This window comes from Pseudomonas sp. S35 (assembly GCF_009866765.1).
In the GTDB taxonomy this organism is placed as follows: domain Bacteria; phylum Pseudomonadota; class Gammaproteobacteria; order Pseudomonadales; family Pseudomonadaceae; genus Aquipseudomonas.
The window spans coordinates 2,044,474-2,060,227 of record NZ_CP019431.1; the positions used below are offsets into that span (position 1 = coordinate 2,044,474).

The window sequence follows — 15,754 nt, forward strand, 5'->3', positions numbered from 1 at the left end:
CAGCCTATACATAGACTATTGCGTTGTAGTGAAAGTCACAGCGTTAAGGTACTGAATGTACACTTGTTCACTGAAATTTTAAACCGGGCCTGTTTATCGGCCCGTTCGGGTGCCTAAGACTGCCGCACTTTCGTCTTTCACGCCAGTCGCAGTTGGCTGATGGCGTGAGGCTATTGCACCCAACGCTGCAGGATTTTTTGCAAATCCGTACGTTTGAACGGCTTGGCGAGGTAATCGTTCATGCCGGCCGCCAGGCAGGCTTCACGGTCGCCCTGCAAGGCATTGGCGGTGAGGGCGATAATCGGCAGGTCTGCGCAGCCCGGCAACTGGCGGATCTGCCGGGTGGCCTCGTAACCGTCAATGAGTGGCAGCCTACAATCCATCAGGATCGCCGTGAACATCAGGCTCTCGGCGCTGCGGATGGCCTCGGCGCCGTCGGTGGCCAGGCTCACTTCAAAGCCCAGGCTGCGCAACATGGCTTCCACCACGGTGCGGTTGACCGGGTTGTCCTCCACCAGCAACACATGGCGGCCATCGCCTGTGCTGTGTTTGCCTTCCGCGTTCGGTGCAATCGCCGGCAGGCTGTGCAGGTCGATGGCCAGGGGGATTTCCAGGGTAAATACTGAGCCCCGGCCTTCTTCGCTCTGGGCGCGCAGTGTGCCGCCCATGCGTTCGGCCAGGGTGCGGGCAATAGGCAGGCCCAGGCCGGTACCGCCGTAACGTCTTGAAATGGAACTGTCGGCTTGCTGGAATGCATCGAACATCAACTCCAAGCGTTCGGCGCAAATCCCGATGCCGCTGTCGCGCACGGTGCAGGTGAACCACACCAGTTCATCGTCGAGGGTCTGCCAGTGTGGTTCGACGCTGACGTTGCCGTGTTCGGTAAACTTCAACGCATTGCCGATCAGGTTCACCAGAATCTGGCGGATACGCGTCGGGTCGCCCTGCACCCGCAAGGTGTCCAGCCCCGGCGGAATCGGCAGGTTGAGCGTCAGCCCCCGCTGCTGGGCGCTGTGCTGGAAGGCCTGGGCGCAACTGTTGATCAGGTCGGCCAGGTTGAACGGAATATGTTCCAGCTCCAGAGCCGCTCGTTCGATGCGCGAGAAATCGAGAATGTCGTTGATGACCTTGAGCAAGTGCTCGGTGGACTCTGAGGCCAGTGCCGCGTATTCGGTCTGCTCCTCAGTCATCTCGGTGGTTTCCAGCAGTTGCAGCATGCCCAGCACACCGTTCATCGGCGTGCGCAGTTCATGGCTCATCATTGCCAGGAAGTCCGATTTGGCGCTGTTCGCCCGTTCGGCCTCCTCGCGGGTCTGGATCAACTGGGCCATAGCCTGATGTTGTTCACGGCTGGCTTGGTTAAGGCCTTCGGCAAGGTTGTTGATATGCCGAGACAGGTCGCCAAGCTCCGAGTCATCGACAATCGGCAGCGGCGTCTTGTAGTCGCCTTGCTGGATGGCCTTGACCGCATTGCCCATGTCGCTGATCGGTTGTGACAGGCTCGCGGCCAGGCGCCGGGCTAGCAGGAACGTAAACAGCAGGGCAAACAGCGCGAGGATACCGGCCTTGAACAGAATCTCTTGCTGTCGCTGGCTGAACGCGTCGTTGGACATGCCGACGATCACCCGGCCCAGGTAGTCGGCGCGAGGGGCCTTGGCGTCATTGAGGTTGTCCTGGAAAAAGTCATTGCCCAGCTGGATATGTTGCAGGCGGATCGGTGCCTGGAACACTTTTACCGACAGTGAACGATCGTGCTTTTCCGACGGTTGTTCGACGTACACCAGTATGTTTTCGGTGCTGTCCTGAATTTCCAGAAAGCGTACGTGAGGAGTCGCCAGCGTGGCGCGCAGCAGGCTTTCGAGCACGTCGTTGTTACCGGAAATCACCCCGTATTCAGTGGCGGGAGCCAGTTGGTTGGCAATCAGTTGACCGGTATGGTCCAGTTCTTGGCGCAGGTCCTGAATCCGCACGAAGGTAAAGAAGCTGATCAGCAGCAACGTCAGCAAAAGTGCCGGGCCCAGGGTAATGAGTTGGGTACGGGTGTTGATGTCCCAACGACGGCGCAAGGTCATGGGCGTTTTTCTCCTTCGGCCAATCGGGCAGCGACGCTGGCTTCGTCAACCTGTTCGATCCCCAGTGAGCGCGCGACTTGCGGGTTGCTCACGACTTGGAAGTGTTCCGGGTACAGCGCGTGCGGCCAATGGGCAGGCGGCTGGTCCAGCAGGCGGTCGAGCACCGCCAGCCAGTCGGCTTGGTCGCTGTAGGTGCTGGCCAGGCTGCCCGCGCGGACAAACCCTGCATTCGGGCCGACCAGCGGCAATTGCTGGGCGTAGCTGCTCAGCAACAGGTTCTTTGCGGTTTTCGGGTTATACAGTTGCGGGTCATCCAGGCCGAGCAAGACGTCACTGTTCCTGAACAGCGATTGCAGCGGGCGACTGTCGTTAATGTTGTCCCAGCGCTGGGGCACAATCTGCAGCGCCAATGCCGCCGCATACTGGCGCAGTTCGGGCAGCAGGAATTCACTGTCGACCCCGTAGAGCACGCCGATGCGCCGTGCCTGGGGCAAGACGCTGGCGATCAGCTGCAGTTGCCGCTCCAGCGGTGGGTCGCTCCACAGCAGGCTGATCCGCGCATGCCGTGAGGCCTCCGGGCGCTGATGAGCCTGTAGTCGACTAATGCGCAGGACCAACGTCGGCGGGCCTTGGGGGTCTTGCAGGCGCCAGTCGAGGCCAGGCAGGTCGAGCAGGATCAGGCGCGTGCCGGCGGGCAGGTGGCTTGGCGCTGGCAGATCTTGAAGGGGTGTAAAGGTGACACGGTCTTCAGGGCGTTGCCCGGCCAGTGCCTGGGTAAAGGCTTGCACGCCCGCTCCGTCTTCGGCGGCGGTCAGCAAGATATCGGCACTCCATGCCGGGGTGGCCAGCAGCAGGCACACCAGCAGCGCGCCGCGCATCCAGAGCTTATAGATAAAGAAGAAGGTCATCCGTGACGAGTCGCCCATGCTAGAACTCTAGCTCCGCGCTGAAGTAGAGCACGTGACGATGGTCGTACGTGTTATCGGCCCAGGTGGTGGGCTGGTTGTCGAGGCGTTGTTGCAACATGCCGGCCAGCTCCACGTTGGCTTTGCCCAGGGCAATGCGCTTGGCCACCCGCAGGTCGACCCGTTCGAAGCGATATTGGTTAAGTGCGTCGTCGCCGTAGTAGAACAGCGCGCTGGACCACCCTTGGCCCCACTCGCGCAACCAGCCAGCCGAGCCACTGTTACGCGCGGTCTGCGCTTTGTCCAGCGGATTGCTGGTAGTGGCGTCGACATAAGCGTAGGTCAGCCGCAGGCGGTCGGCATTGCTTACGCGCCAGTCGAACTGCGACTCGACGCCGGTGAACCGTGAGCTGTTGGCGTTGCTGGCAATGTACTGATTGTTGCGCAGGGGCGAACTGATCATGTCGGTGATTTCGTCGTAGAACAGTTTCACGTCCATGTTCAGCCCGATGTCGGTAAAGAACCCGTTGTAGCCCAGTTCCCGCGAGCGCATCAGCTCTTTGTCGAGGTTGCCCGGGCCGCGGGTCTTCACGAAGTACTGGCCGGAATTTTGCCCGTAGGTCGGGGAGTTTAGGTTGGTGACGCGGTAGCTCCAATTGACGTTGTTCTCGAACATGTCCGGTGAGCGGATGGCTTCGGAGTACACCGCGCGCAGGCCGTGGCGTGGGTTGATCAGGTAGTTGACGGCCACCCTTGGCGTCAGCGAGTGGCCGCTCAGGCGCGTGTCTTCAAACATGGCGCCGCCTTGCAGCAACCAATGCTCGCTGGCACGCCATTCCAGCTGGCCGAACAAGCGCCAGGTGGTGTCGTCCAGGGTGCCATTGAAGTAGGTGTCGGAGTCGGCGCGGTCATAGCGATAGTTCATGCCGCTGACGAGGCGCAGGCTGTCTGACAGGCTGAGCGTGTCTTGAATCTCCAGGTCGTAGCGGCTTTCGCGGGTGCTTTGGCTGATGTCGCCGCACACGCTCTGGTTGGCGCCGTTGCGCCATTGGTCAAGCACTTGGTTGGCCAAGGCTTGTTCGGCGGCGCTGCCGGGTGGCGCGGTGCCCTGGCTGTAGGTGTCCATATGCCGGGCCAACTGTTCGGCGTAGTTGGGGTTGAGCTGCCACAGTTGAGTCAGCTCGGGGCTGAACGAAACCTTGGCATCACAGGCCTTCCAGATTTGCCGGCGGTCCCACTGCTGGGCCGAGCCTTGTACATAGAGGCTGTGCTCAGGGTTGAAGTCGACGTTCCAGCGTAGGGAGCCAGCGTAGTCCTTGGCCGTCACGTCGGAGTTGTCGCCACCTTCGGTAATCCCGGCGAATACTGGGCTGTAGGTATACGGGCGCTGGTTGGTACCTTCCTTGGCGTCCAATTGCCAATCGAGGCTCTGCTGCGCGTTCAAGGTTTGGCTTACGGCCAGGCTGAAGCGGTTAAGACGGCGACTGTCACGGCGGTCGGCGCCGCTGGCATCGCTGTCAAAGCCATCATCCTGTTGCCCGGACAGGGACAGGCGCAAATCACCGGTTTCCCAGCCCACGCCCTGGCTGGCATAAAAGTCGTTGATCCCACGTTCGCCGCGGATGACCTTCACCCGTGTGCCGTGGCTGTTGGCCGGGGAACGGGTGAGGATATTGACCACGGCCATCAAGGCATTGGCGCCGTAGCTGACGGTGTTGGGGCCGCGGAATACCTCGATGCGTTCGATGTCTTCCATGGCCACCGGAATATCGCTCCAGTCCACGGTGGCCAGGCCGGCGCGGTAGACCGAGCGTCCGTCGATCAATACCTGCATGCGCCGCGCATCATTGGCGCTGGTGCCGTGGTAGTTCACCGCAGATTGGTTGCCGGTGGTGTATCCGACCATCATTCCCGGCACCAGGCGCAACAGTTCGCTGATGTCCCGCGCACCGCTGGCCTTGATCAACTCGCTGTCGATCACGGTCATGCTGCCGGGCACGGCGGCGGCCGATTGCTTGAGGCGCGTGGCGGTCAATACCTGGGGCAGCGGCTCGTTGTCGAGGAACAGGTCATCGGCCAGTGCAGCGCTGCTGCACAACAGTATCAACAACAGAGATGAGCGGGGAGGAGGGCCAAAATACACGGCACGGCCTTGATAATTACGGATAGCCGCCCATGTTAACTGAGGCGGGGCCATTTGCCAGTCGTCGCCCTTGCAATTACTTCACACAGGCATGGCATTTTCCGACAGGCGCACGAATTGATACGGGGGCTGGCCGCAAGCGGGCTGCTCCGTATAATGCCGCCATCGCCACTGGTATGGATTAACGGATTGCATATGACTGAACAGCACCCAATTGCGGTCCTGGGAGGCGGAAGTTTTGGTACCGCCGTGGCTAACCTGTTGGCCGAGAACGGTCACGCGGTGCGCCAGTGGATGCGTGATCCCGAGCAGGCCGAGGCGATTCGCGTGCACCGGGAAAACCCCCGCTACCTTAAAGGCATCAAGATTCATCCGGCAGTCGAGCCGGTCACCGATCTGTTGGCCACCCTGACCGACTGTGACCTGTGTTTTGTCGCGCTGCCTTCCAGCGCCTTGCGCTCGGTGCTGGCGCCCCACGCCGAATGCCTGGCCGGCAAGATGCTGGTCAGCCTGACCAAGGGTATCGAGGCGCAGACATTCAAGCTGATGAGCGAAATCCTCGAGGAGATTGCCCCTGGGGCGCGCATTGGCGTGCTGTCCGGGCCGAATTTGGCACGGGAAGTGGCCGAGCACGCGCTGACCGCCACCGTGGTCGCCAGTGAAGATGAAGCCTTGTGCGAGCGCGTCCAGGCGGTGCTGCATGGCCGTACTTTTCGGGTGTATGCCAGTGGCGATCGTTTCGGCGTCGAGTTGGGCGGTGCGCTGAAAAACGTCTACGCCATCATCGCCGGCATGGCCGTGGCCCTGGGCATGGGCGAAAACACCAAGAGCATGCTGATCACCCGCGCATTGGCAGAAATGACCCGCTTTGCGGTGAACCAGGGCGCTAACCCGATGACCTTCCTGGGGCTGGCGGGCGTGGGCGACTTGATCGTCACCTGTTCGTCGCCGAAAAGCCGCAATTACCAGGTGGGTTTTGCCCTCGGCCAGGGCCTGAGCCTGGAGGACGCGGTGACGCGCCTGGGCGAAGTGGCCGAAGGCGTCAACACCCTCAAGGTACTCAAGGCCAAGGCCCAGGAAGTGGGCGTGTACATGCCGCTGGTCGCCGGGCTGCACGCGATCCTGTTTGAGGGGCGCACCCTTGACCAAGTCATCGAGTTGCTGATGCGGGCCGAGCCGAAAACCGATGTCGACTTTATTTCCACCAGTGGTTTCAACTGAGGAACGCACGATGAACGATCCGAAAGCAGCCCCCAAGTACGAATCCATTGTCCTGCGCATCCTGTGGATGCTGGTGTTTGCCGTGGTGTGGCAAGTGGCGCAGTTCCTGCTCGGCGCGCTGGTCGTGGTGCAACTGATCTATCGCCTGGTCTACGGCGCGCCGAACCTGGGCCTGATGAACTTTGGCGACAGCCTCAGCCAGTTTCTGGCGCAGATCGGCCGTTTCGGCAGCTTCCATAGCGAGCAAAAGCCTTGGCCGTTCGCTGATTGGCCAACCCCGCGGGCACCTGAGGGCGAAGCCGCCCACAGTGTGCCACCGGCGCCGCATCCGGCGCGTGATGAAGAGCCGAAGCTATGAAGTTGTGGATCTTGCGCCACGGTGAAGCCGAAGGGCATGCCCGTACCGACGCCGAGCGCAACCTCACCGAGCATGGCCGTGGCGAAGTGTTGCGCAGCGCGGTGCATCTGATTGGCCAGCCCCTCAGTGCGATTATCGCCAGCCCGTATGTGCGGGCGCAGCAGACCGCGCACCTGGTGCGCGACGTGCTGGCGTTTGCGCCTGAGATCCACACGGCGCCGTGGCTGACCCCCGAGGGCAACCCGCTGACGGTCCTGGAAAAGCTCGACACCGATGACAACGTGCTACTGGTCAGTCATCAACCATTGGTCGGCAGCCTGATCAGCTTTTTGCAGCACGGTCATCAGCGCCAACCAGAGCCGATGTACACCGCCAGCCTGGCGGAACTGGAAGGCGACTTCCCGATGGCGGGGCTGATGAGCCTGGTAAGTGTGAAGAACCCGTAGGTTATTGCGCTGCGTTGGGCAAACGGTATATTCGCCGAAAGCCTGGACACTTTTCTGATGGACTGGCGCGCTCCGAGGCGGTTGTGTGGCAGGATTAGGGCCATCATAAAACCAACAAGGAAAATGGCATGAGCCTGTGGCGCACTCAACCGAATATCGAACAGCTCAATGCGAGCCAGAAAAACACCATCGGTGAATTGCTGGATATCCGCTTTGAAAGCTTCGACGACGAATCCCTGACCGCCAGCATGGTGGTCGACCACCGCACTCATCAGCCCTTCGGCCTGCTGCACGGCGGTGCGTCTGTAGTGCTGGCCGAGAGCGTCGGCTCCATGGCCGCTTATTTGTGCGTCGATGCCAGCAAGTTTTATTGCGTGGGCCTGGAGGTGAACGCCAACCACCTGCGCGGTGTGCGCAGCGGGCGGGTGACTGCAGTGGCCAGGGCGATTCATATCGGTCGCACCACACAGGTGTGGGACATCCGCCTGACCACGCAAGATGGCAAGGCCAGTTGCGTGTCGCGCCTGACCATGGCCGTGGTGCCCCTGGGCGAGAACCCGCCAGCGCGATAGGCGTGGCGTGAGTGTCATCATTCCTGGCAGTTACAGTCATTGCTGTAACGGCCTGGCATGGGGAACAATCCCATTCTGTTCTTTGAGATGGTTCCGGTATGTCGCAGCACGTGTTCTTTGCTCACGCCAATGGCTTCCCTTCGGCCACTTACGGCAAGTTGTTTGCCGCGCTGGCCCCGGAATACGCGGTGGCGCACTTGCCGCAGCACGGCCATGACCCCAGGTTTCCAGTGGACGATAACTGGCAAAACCTGGTGGACGAGTTGATCCACCATCTCGAACAACAGCCGGAACCTGTGTGGGGCGTGGGCCACTCCCTGGGAGGCGTGCTGCATTTGCACGCTGCCCTGCGTTGCCCGCACCTGTATCGCGGCGTGGTGATGCTCGACTCGCCCGTGCTGACCCGAGCGGACCGCTGGGTGATCCGCGCGGCCAAGCGCTTCGGTTTTATTGACCGCCTGACCCCGGCGGGGCGCACTCTGGGCCGTCGTGAAGAGTTCAGCGACCTTGACGCCGCACGCAGTTACTTCGCCGGCAAGACCCTGTTCCGTGGTTTCGACCCGGAATGCTTCGACGCTTATCTGCAACACGGCCTGTACCAGGCGGGCGACTGCTTGCGCCTGCGCTTCGATCCAGCGACTGAGATCAGCATCTACCGGGGCGTGCCCCACACCAGCCCTGGCCAGGTACGCCAGTTGAAGGTGCCGTTGGCGGTAGTGCGGGGGCGCCAGAGTCGGGTGGTGATGCGTCACCACGCCAGCGGGGTCGACCGCCTGCCCATGGGCGAAATGCTCACCATGCCCGGCGGCCATATGTTCCCCCTCGAGCTCCCCCAGGACACCGCGACCTTGATCAAGACCTTGTTCACCCGCTGGCAAGCCCGCGAGCGCAGCAGCGCATGACTGCACCGGTCGAAGAAGTCCGCCTGAGCCTGCCCCATATCGAACTGGCCGCGCATCTGTTTGGCCCTGAAGATGGCTTGCCGGTGATCGCCCTGCATGGCTGGCTGGACAATGCCAACAGCTTCGCGCGCCTGGCACCGAAACTTGCGGGCTTGCGCATCGTGGCGCTGGATATGGCCGGGCATGGGCATTCGGCGCATCGTCCTGCAGGGGCCGGTTATGCCTTGTGGGATTACGTCCACGATGTACTGCATGTGGCCGAACAACTGGGCTGGAAACGTTTTGCATTACTTGGCCACTCCCTCGGCGCCATCGTTTCCCTGGTGCTGGCCGGTGCCTTGCCGGAAAGGGTCACGCACCTGGGATTGATTGACGGTGTGATCCCGCCGACGGCCAGTGGCGAGAACGCGGCCGAACGTCTGGGCATGGCATTGCAGGCGCAATTGAACCTGTCGGGCAAGCGCAAGCCGGTCTACACCACCTTGGATCGGGCCGTTGAAGCGCGCATGAAGGGCTTGGTGGCCGTCAGCCGAGAAGCCGCCGAACTGCTGGCCCAGCGCGGTCTGATGCCGGTTGCGCAGGGATACACCTGGCGTACGGACAGCCGTTTGACCCTGGCCTCGCCGATGCGTCTGACAGACGAACAAGCGATGGCTTTCGTGCGGGGCGTAGCATGCCCTACGCAATTGGTGGTGGCTGCCGACGGCATGCTGGCGAAACATCCCGAATTGCTTTCCCAGCTACCCTTTACGGTGACAACGCTGCCAGGCGGTCATCATTTGCACCTGAATGATGAGCCGGGTGCGCTCCTTGTTGCAGACTGTTTCAATCGGTTCTTCTCCGCGCCTTGACTTGGGGCGGTCAACTGCCGAGGCTGGGCGGATTGAAAGGGAGTCAACCATGAACAATCTCAACACCGCTGTGACCTCCAATGGCCAGGGCTCGTTGATCTTATGAGCGTGCGTAACCGATCTATCCGTATCCTGGGGTTGAGCCTGATCAGCCCATTGGTGTTCGCCGCTGATATACCGGGCAGCCTGGACCTGCCCGCCGTGGCCCGTCAGGTCGACGCGCAAATCGTCGATTACCGGCCGGCTGAAGAAAAAGAACGCATCTACCCCATGGGCGCGATCCGCAAGATCAGCGGCCAATTGCGCTACGAAGGCCAGGCCACTGCACGAGGCCAAGCCACGGCGGTTACCTACGAAATGCCTCCCGAACACAGCTCCGATGCGGCGTTCACCGCCACCCGCGAGGCGTTGCAGGCCAAGGGCGCGCAACTGTTGTTCTGGTGCAAGGCCCGCGATTGTGGTGAAAGCAGCCTGTGGGCCAACGAGATTTTCGGCAATGCCAAGTTGGTCGGTGCCGATGGGCAGCAGGAGTACCTGCTTCTGCGCCTGGCCGCACCGCAGGACAATTCCCTCATCGCCCTTTACGGCATTACACGTGGCAACCGCCGTGCGTACCTGCATGCGGAACAACTGGATGCGAGCGCGCCGTTGGGCAACCTGCTGCCCACCTCCGCGACCCTGTTGCGCGAGTTGAAAAGTACCGGCGAACTGGACCTTCCTGCGCTCGGCGCTGAGCCTGACGACACGTGGTTGACCTTGATTTCCCGTGGCCTGAACCTCGATACCACCTTGCGCGTCAGCTTGACCGGCCCGACCGCCGAAGCCTGGCGCCAGGCTCTGGTCGACAAAGGCGTGCGCGCCGCGCGCCTGGAAACCGGTACCGGTGAAACCAAAGGGCTACACCTGCATCTGATACGTTGACCGATACAAGGCGAACGGACCCGCGCCGTTCGCCTAAGCTTTCTTCCTACAGCCTTCTTCTCGAGATACCCCATGCTCAATAACGATCGCCTGCTGGTGCAAATCCTGCTGCTGGTGCTGTTTGGCGCCAGCTTCTGGGTAATGGCGCCTTTCTGGTCGGCGCTGTTCTGGGGCGCGGTGTTGGCGTTTGCCAGCTGGCCGTTGATGGTGCTGTTGACGCGTTGGTTGGGCGGACGTGAGTCTCTGGCCGCGGGCATTCTGACCCTGGGCTGGATGTTGCTGGTGGCGGTGCCGTTGGTGTGGCTCGGGTTCAACCTGGCGGACCATGTGCGCGATGCAGTGGCGTTGATCAAGGATATCCAGGTCGATGGCCTGCCCGAGGCCCCCACCTGGCTGGGTTCGATTCCCTTTGTGGGGGAGCGATTGGTCGGGATGTGGAACAGCATCGACGAGCAGGGCGCGGCGCTGATGGTCAGCATCAAGCCGTACCTTGGGCAGGTGGGTAATTGGCTGCTGGCGCGCAGTGCGCAGATCGGCGGCGGCATCCTTGAGCTGACGCTGAGCCTGGTGTTCGTGTTCTTTTTCTATCGCGATGGGCCACGGTTGGCGATGTTCGTGCATCGCCTATTGGAGCGCCTGATCGGTGACCGCGCCGGTTATTACATCGAATTGGTCGCAGGCACCGTGCAGCGGGTCGTCAACGGCGTGATCGGTACTGCCGCTGCACAGGCCGTGCTGGCGCTGATCGGTTTCTGGATTGCCGGTGTGCCAGGCGCCTTGGTGCTGGGGATTGTGACCTTCCTGCTCAGCCTGATCCCCATGGGCCCGCCGCTGGTATGGATCCCGGCCACGGCGTGGCTGGCCTGGAAGGGCGATTACACCTACGCGGTGTTTCTGGGGGTATGGGGGACGTTCATCATCAGCGGCGTGGACAACGTGCTCAAGCCGTACCTGATCAGCCGTGGCGGCAATCTGCCGCTGGTGATCGTGTTGCTGGGGGTATTCGGTGGCCTGATCGCGTTTGGCTTTATCGGCCTGTTTATTGGCCCGACCTTATTGGCCGTGGCCTACAGCCTGTTGATGGACTGGAGCGCGACCCAGGCTCAAGGGCGGCGCGAAGACAAGCCTCTCTAAGCCCTGGGCAACCACATCACGGCGGTCAAGCCGCCGCCTGGTGTTTCCTCCAGGCTCAACCGCCCGCCGAGGCGTTCGGCGGCGTCCTTGGAAATCGTCATGCCCAAGCCGACGCCACCGGAATTGCGGTTGCGTGAGCCTTCCAGGCGGAAGAACGGTTCGAATACCGCCTCGCGCTTATCGGCGGCAATTCCGGGGCCATGATCGATCACGCGGATGATCAGGGCTTCGCGGCTGTCCTGCAGTTCAACGCGCGCCGTGCCGGCATAGCGCAAGGCGTTGTCGATCAGGTTGTTCAAGCACGAGCGCAGGGCCATCGGCTGCACCTGCAACGGTACACAGGTGCCCGCGAACTGCACATCGCAGCCTTGGTCCTGGGCGTTTTCGCTCAGTGACTCCACCAGCGCCTGCACGTCCAGCCAATGCCGGGTTTCGCTGGTGCGTTGTTCGTGCAGGTAGCTCAGGGTGGCATCGAGCATGCCGATCATGTCGTCCAGGTCCTGGCGCATCTGGCCCTGCAGTTTGGTGTCTTCGATCTGTTCCAGGCGCAGCTTGAGGCGTGACAGCGGGGTGCGCAGGTCATGGGAGACCGCGCCAAGCATGCGTGCGCGTTGGCTGACCTGTTCGCGAATACGCTTTTGCATCAGGTTGAAGGTATAGGCGGCCTGCCGCGCTTCCCGGGGGCCGGACTCATCGAGCGGCGGGCTGTCGAGGTCCAGGCTCAAGCGTTCCGCCGCTTCGCTCAGGCGCTGGATGGGGCGGTTCAGCAGCTTGGCGCCATACCAGGCGGCAATAATCAGTGAGAAAAATTGAAAGGTCAGGGGCACCACCGGGCCGCCAAACCAGGGGCGCGTGTGTTCCTCGCGCATGGGCGCCATTCTCCCATCCGGCTGCTCGATAAAACGCTCAGGCGGTGGCGGCGGGGGAGGGCCGTAATAGTGAAACCAGAAGAAGGCGAGCAAATGGGCCAACACGATCGCCACCAGCAACACGCCGAACAGCCGCCCGAACAGCGTATTGAAGGGGGCACGCATCAGCCGATATCCCGCGCGTCGAACAGGTAGCCTTCGCCGCGCACGGTCTTGATCAACTGCGGAGCCTTGGGGTCATCCCCCAGTTTCTGGCGCAGGCGCGACACCAGCAAATCAATGCTGCGATCAAAGGCCTCGATAGACCGCCCACGTGCGGCGTCCAGCAATTGCTCGCGGCTGAGCACGCGGCGCGGGCGCTCGATAAACACCCACAACAGGCGGAACTCGGCGTTGGACAGCGGCACCACCAGGCCATCGTCGGCCACCAGTTGGCGCAACACGCTGTTGAGGCGCCAGTTGTCGAAGCGGATATTGGCCCGCTGCTCGGTGCGATCATCGCGCACGCGACGCAGGATAGTCTGGATGCGCGCCACCAGCTCACGCGGCTCGAACGGCTTGGACATGTAGTCGTCCGCACCCAGCTCCAGGCCGATGATGCGGTCGGTGGGTTCGCAGCGTGCGGTGAGCATCAGGATCGGGATGTCCGACTCCGAGCGCAGCCAGCGGCACAGCGACAGGCCGTCTTCGCCGGGCAGCATCAGGTCGAGCACCACCACATCAAAGGTTTCGGCTTGCATGGCCAGGCGCATTGCGGCGCCGTCGGTCACGCCAGTGGCGAGAATATTGAAGCGCGCCAGGTAGTCGATCAGCAGTTCGCGAATCGGCACGTCGTCGTCGACGATCAGCGCACGGGTGTTCCAACGCTTGTCATCGGCGGTCACCGCGCCTTTTTGTTCGTCGTTCACTGGGACAAAAGGGGTATGCATAGTGCGGTCATCTGCCTGGTTGTTGCGGTCAGCATAGGCGCCCAGCCCCATGGCTGGAAGTGCTGGTCGGTGGGTCGTGCGGGCGAGGCTAGCGCTGGGGCGTGTTGGGGGCATGTCGTGAATGTATCAGCTTTGAAATAATTGCCGGAAAGGCCCGCCTAATGGCGGTTGGTCAGGATTTACCGATCATCGGATCCCGCAACGGCGCCGCTTGCGCTACAATCCGCGCCGATTTCGACTTGCCTGAGAGCCCATTCCAATGTCCGTCTGCCAGACTCCTATTATCGTCGCCCTGGATTATCCCACCCGTGACGCCGCACTGAAGCTGGCTGACCAGTTGGACCCCGCGCTTTGCCGGGTCAAGGTCGGCAAGGAACTGTTCACCAGTTGCGCCGCGGAAATCGTCGGCACCCTGCGTGACAAAGGCTTCGAGGTGTTCCTCGACCTGAAATTCCACGATATCCCCAACACCACCGCCATGGCGGTCAAGGCCGCCGCCGAAATGGGCGTGTGGATGGTCAACGTGCACTGCTCCGGTGGCCTGCGCATGATGGCCGCGTGCCGCGAAGTGCTGGAACAGCGCAGCGGACCCAAGCCCTTGCTGATCGGCGTGACCGTGCTGACCAGCATGGAACGCGAAGACCTGGCCGCTATCGGCCTGGACATCGAGCCGCAGGAGCAGGTCTTGCGCCTGGCCGCCCTGGCCCAGAAAGCCGGCCTCGACGGTCTGGTGTGCTCGGCCCTGGAAGCCCAGGCCCTGAAGACCGCCCACCCATCGCTGCAACTGGTTACCCCAGGGATTCGTCCGGCGGGCAGCGCCCAGGATGACCAACGCCGTATCCTGACTCCGCGCCAAGCGTTGGATGCAGGTTCCGACTACCTGGTGATCGGCCGTCCGATCAGCCAGGCGGCGGATCCGGCCAAGGCGTTGGCGGCGGTAGTCGCCGAGATCGCCTGATTCCTGAGTCGAATGCAGTAAAAAAGTGGGAGGGGGCTTGCCCCCGATGGCCATAGGTATCTATACAACTCTTAAAGGTTGACACAGAACTCTGTGGTGAGCGGGGCAAGCCCGCTCACCACAGAAGCCTAATTGCCATAGATTCAGCATCCATTGGAAGTTGTGTAGATACCCATGCCCCGATGGCAGTGGGGTCAGCTATGGATTTATCAACTGACACACCCTCATCGGGGGCAAGCTCCCTCCCACATTTTGTTCCGCTGTGTGTCAGCTAACTTTCAACACCAACTTCCCAAAGTTCTCGCCGTTGAACAACTTCATCAGCGTCTCCGGGAACGTCTCCAGCCCCTCGACAATATCCTCCTTGCTCTTGAGCTTGCCCTGGGCCATCCAGCCGGCCATTTCCTGCCCGGCGGCGGCGAAGTTTGCGGCGTGATCCATCACCACAAAGCCTTCCATCCGCGCGCGATTGACCAGCAGTGACAAGTAGTTGGCCGGGCCTTTCACCGCTTCCTTGTTGTTGTACTGGCTGATGGCGCCGCAAATCACCACCCGCGCTTTCAGCGCCAGGCGGCTGAGCACTGCGTCAAGAATGTCGCCGCCGACGTTATCGAAATACACATCCACGCCCTTGGGGCACTCGCGCTTGAGGGCGGCGGGCACGTCTTCGCTCTTGTAGTCGATGGCAGCGTCGAAGCCCAGCTCATCCACCAGGAATTTGCACTTGTCGGCGCCGCCGGCAATGCCCACCACGCGGCAGTCTTTGAGCTTGGCGATCTGCCCGGCAATGCTGCCCACCGCGCCGGCTGCGCCGGAAATCACCACGGTTTCGCCGGCCTTGGGCGCACCGACGTCCAGCAGTGCGAAGTAGGCGGTCATGCCGGTCATGCCCAGGGCCGACAGGTAGCGTGGCAGCGGCGCTAACTTGGGGTCGACCTTATAGAAGCCGCGCGGCTCACCGAGGAAATAATCCTGCACGCCGAGGGCGCCATTCACGTAATCCCCGACGGCGAATTTCGGATTGTTCGAGGCAATCACCTTGCCCACACCCAATGCACGCATGACTTCACCGATACCCACCGGCGGGATGTAGGACTTGCCCTCATTCATCCAGCCACGCATGGCCGGGTCGAGGGACAGGTATTCATTGCGTACCAGCACCTGCCCGTCCTGTGGCGTGCCCACCGGCACTTCCTGATAGGTGAAGGTCTCCCGCGTGGCCGCGCCGACCGGGCGTTTGGCGAGCAGGAATTGGCGGTTGGTCTGGGCGGTCATGGCAGCGACTCTTTAGAAGTGGAGCATGAGTGATAGACCTTGAACGGCCTGGGGGCAAGGTCGGCCGCGGGTGCGAATGCCGGTCGATAGGCGCCATTGATAGTCAGCCGGGCGGTGTTATCACTATGACTCATGCAGCACTCACTGGCCGTTTGATAGTGCTGACACGCCCGCCTCGACGTTGGCTAGACTCGGCCC

15 protein-coding genes are annotated in these 15,754 nt (G+C 61.9%); 9 read left to right on the forward strand and 6 right to left on the reverse strand.

Annotation, left to right across the window (positions count from 1 at the left end):
* Positions 1–170: 170 nt before the first annotated feature.
* From PspS35_RS09255 to PspS35_RS09265, 3 genes are read right to left on the reverse strand one after another with little or no spacing between them, the layout of a single operon-like run.
* Positions 171–2,072 (reverse strand): ATP-binding protein, encoded by a 1,902-nt coding sequence (locus PspS35_RS09255; RefSeq protein WP_159933768.1) that lies wholly within the window; start codon positions 2,070–2,072, stop codon positions 171–173.
* A complete protein-coding gene (locus PspS35_RS09260; protein WP_159933770.1) occupies positions 2,069–2,998 on the reverse strand; it encodes an ABC transporter substrate-binding protein in 930 nt (309 codons plus the stop codon). Before PspS35_RS09260 ends, PspS35_RS09255 begins: the two co-directional genes overlap by 4 nt.
* Before the next feature lies 1 nt (position 2,999).
* Positions 3,000–5,120: a TonB-dependent receptor gene (locus tag PspS35_RS09265; protein WP_159938012.1), complete on the reverse strand. Its 2,121-nt coding sequence runs from the start codon at positions 5,118–5,120 to the stop codon at positions 3,000–3,002.
* A 195-nt stretch (positions 5,121–5,315) separates the two neighbouring features.
* Here PspS35_RS09265 and PspS35_RS09270 point away from each other — a divergent pair, with 195 nt between their 5' ends.
* The 8 genes from PspS35_RS09270 to PspS35_RS09305 all read left to right on the forward strand — a co-directional run bounded on the left by PspS35_RS09270 (position 5,316) and on the right by PspS35_RS09305 (position 11,525).
* Entirely contained in the window at positions 5,316–6,341 is a 1,026-nt protein-coding gene (locus tag PspS35_RS09270; protein WP_159933772.1) for an NAD(P)H-dependent glycerol-3-phosphate dehydrogenase, read from the forward strand.
* A gap of 10 nt (positions 6,342–6,351) precedes the next feature.
* Positions 6,352–6,699 carry a DUF4389 domain-containing protein gene (locus tag PspS35_RS09275; protein ID WP_159933774.1) on the forward strand — a complete coding sequence of 116 codons (348 nt, stop codon included), beginning with the start codon at positions 6,352–6,354 and terminating at the stop codon, positions 6,697–6,699.
* Entirely contained in the window at positions 6,696–7,145 is a 450-nt protein-coding gene (gene sixA / locus PspS35_RS09280) for a phosphohistidine phosphatase SixA (RefSeq protein WP_159933776.1), read from the forward strand. The genes PspS35_RS09275 and sixA overlap by 4 nt, the downstream gene beginning before the upstream one ends.
* A gap of 128 nt (positions 7,146–7,273) precedes the next feature.
* Complete coding sequence (locus tag PspS35_RS09285) at positions 7,274–7,717, forward strand: hotdog fold thioesterase (RefSeq protein WP_159933778.1); 444 nt, start codon at positions 7,274–7,276, stop codon at positions 7,715–7,717.
* A gap of 98 nt (positions 7,718–7,815) precedes the next feature.
* Positions 7,816–8,619, forward strand: coding sequence for an alpha/beta hydrolase (locus PspS35_RS09290; protein WP_159933780.1), 804 nt, complete (start codon positions 7,816–7,818; stop codon positions 8,617–8,619).
* A complete protein-coding gene (locus PspS35_RS09295) occupies positions 8,616–9,470 on the forward strand; it encodes an alpha/beta fold hydrolase (RefSeq protein ID WP_159933782.1) in 855 nt (284 codons plus the stop codon). Before PspS35_RS09290 ends, PspS35_RS09295 begins: the two co-directional genes overlap by 4 nt.
* Positions 9,471–9,572: 102 nt before the next feature.
* Positions 9,573–10,391 carry a DUF4892 domain-containing protein gene (locus PspS35_RS09300; protein WP_159933784.1) on the forward strand — a complete coding sequence of 273 codons (819 nt, stop codon included), beginning with the start codon at positions 9,573–9,575 and terminating at the stop codon, positions 10,389–10,391.
* A 72-nt stretch (positions 10,392–10,463) separates the two neighbouring features.
* Positions 10,464–11,525 carry an AI-2E family transporter gene (locus tag PspS35_RS09305; protein WP_159933786.1) on the forward strand — a complete coding sequence of 354 codons (1,062 nt, stop codon included), beginning with the start codon at positions 10,464–10,466 and terminating at the stop codon, positions 11,523–11,525.
* Here PspS35_RS09305 and PspS35_RS09310 read toward each other — a convergent pair.
* Both PspS35_RS09310 and PspS35_RS09315 read right to left on the reverse strand, forming a co-directional pair.
* Complete coding sequence (locus PspS35_RS09310; protein ID WP_159933788.1) at positions 11,522–12,559, reverse strand: ATP-binding protein; 1,038 nt, start codon at positions 12,557–12,559, stop codon at positions 11,522–11,524. The genes PspS35_RS09305 and PspS35_RS09310 overlap by 4 nt on opposite strands.
* A complete protein-coding gene (locus PspS35_RS09315) occupies positions 12,559–13,323 on the reverse strand; it encodes a response regulator transcription factor (protein WP_122752773.1) in 765 nt (254 codons plus the stop codon). Before PspS35_RS09315 ends, PspS35_RS09310 begins: the two co-directional genes overlap by 1 nt.
* 259 nt (positions 13,324–13,582) lie before the next feature.
* Here PspS35_RS09315 and pyrF point away from each other — a divergent pair, with 259 nt between their 5' ends.
* Positions 13,583–14,281, forward strand: a complete 699-nt coding sequence (gene pyrF / locus PspS35_RS09320) for an orotidine-5'-phosphate decarboxylase (RefSeq protein WP_159933790.1) — start codon at positions 13,583–13,585, stop codon at positions 14,279–14,281.
* Between the two features lie 267 nt (positions 14,282–14,548).
* Here pyrF and PspS35_RS09325 read toward each other — a convergent pair whose 3' ends face one another.
* Positions 14,549–15,556, reverse strand: a complete 1,008-nt coding sequence (locus PspS35_RS09325) for an NADP-dependent oxidoreductase (protein WP_159933792.1) — start codon at positions 15,554–15,556, stop codon at positions 14,549–14,551.
* Between the last annotated feature and the right edge of the window lie 198 nt (positions 15,557–15,754).

Excerpts from the sequence above, each read along its gene's own strand:
- PspS35_RS09255 (WP_159933768.1), bottom strand. The coding sequence starts at position 2,072 with ATGACCTTGCGCCGTCGTTGGGACATCAACACCCGTACCCAACTCATT.
- PspS35_RS09260 (WP_159933770.1), bottom strand. The coding sequence starts at position 2,998 with ATGGGCGACTCGTCACGGATGACCTTCTTCTTTATCTATAAGCTCTGG.
- PspS35_RS09270 (WP_159933772.1), top strand. The coding sequence starts at position 5,316 with ATGACTGAACAGCACCCAATTGCGGTCCTGGGAGGCGGAAGTTTTGGT.
- PspS35_RS09275 (WP_159933774.1), top strand. The coding sequence starts at position 6,352 with ATGAACGATCCGAAAGCAGCCCCCAAGTACGAATCCATTGTCCTGCGC.
- sixA (WP_159933776.1), top strand. The coding sequence starts at position 6,696 with ATGAAGTTGTGGATCTTGCGCCACGGTGAAGCCGAAGGGCATGCCCGT.
- PspS35_RS09285 (WP_159933778.1), top strand. The coding sequence starts at position 7,274 with ATGAGCCTGTGGCGCACTCAACCGAATATCGAACAGCTCAATGCGAGC.
- PspS35_RS09290 (WP_159933780.1), top strand. The coding sequence starts at position 7,816 with ATGTCGCAGCACGTGTTCTTTGCTCACGCCAATGGCTTCCCTTCGGCC.
- PspS35_RS09295 (WP_159933782.1), top strand. The coding sequence starts at position 8,616 with ATGACTGCACCGGTCGAAGAAGTCCGCCTGAGCCTGCCCCATATCGAA.
- PspS35_RS09300 (WP_159933784.1), top strand. The coding sequence starts at position 9,573 with ATGAGCGTGCGTAACCGATCTATCCGTATCCTGGGGTTGAGCCTGATC.
- PspS35_RS09305 (WP_159933786.1), top strand. The coding sequence starts at position 10,464 with ATGCTCAATAACGATCGCCTGCTGGTGCAAATCCTGCTGCTGGTGCTG.
- PspS35_RS09310 (WP_159933788.1), bottom strand. The coding sequence starts at position 12,559 with ATGCGTGCCCCCTTCAATACGCTGTTCGGGCGGCTGTTCGGCGTGTTG.
- PspS35_RS09315 (WP_122752773.1), bottom strand. The coding sequence starts at position 13,323 with ATGCATACCCCTTTTGTCCCAGTGAACGACGAACAAAAAGGCGCGGTG.
- pyrF (WP_159933790.1), top strand. The coding sequence starts at position 13,583 with ATGTCCGTCTGCCAGACTCCTATTATCGTCGCCCTGGATTATCCCACC.
- PspS35_RS09325 (WP_159933792.1), bottom strand. The coding sequence starts at position 15,556 with ATGACCGCCCAGACCAACCGCCAATTCCTGCTCGCCAAACGCCCGGTC.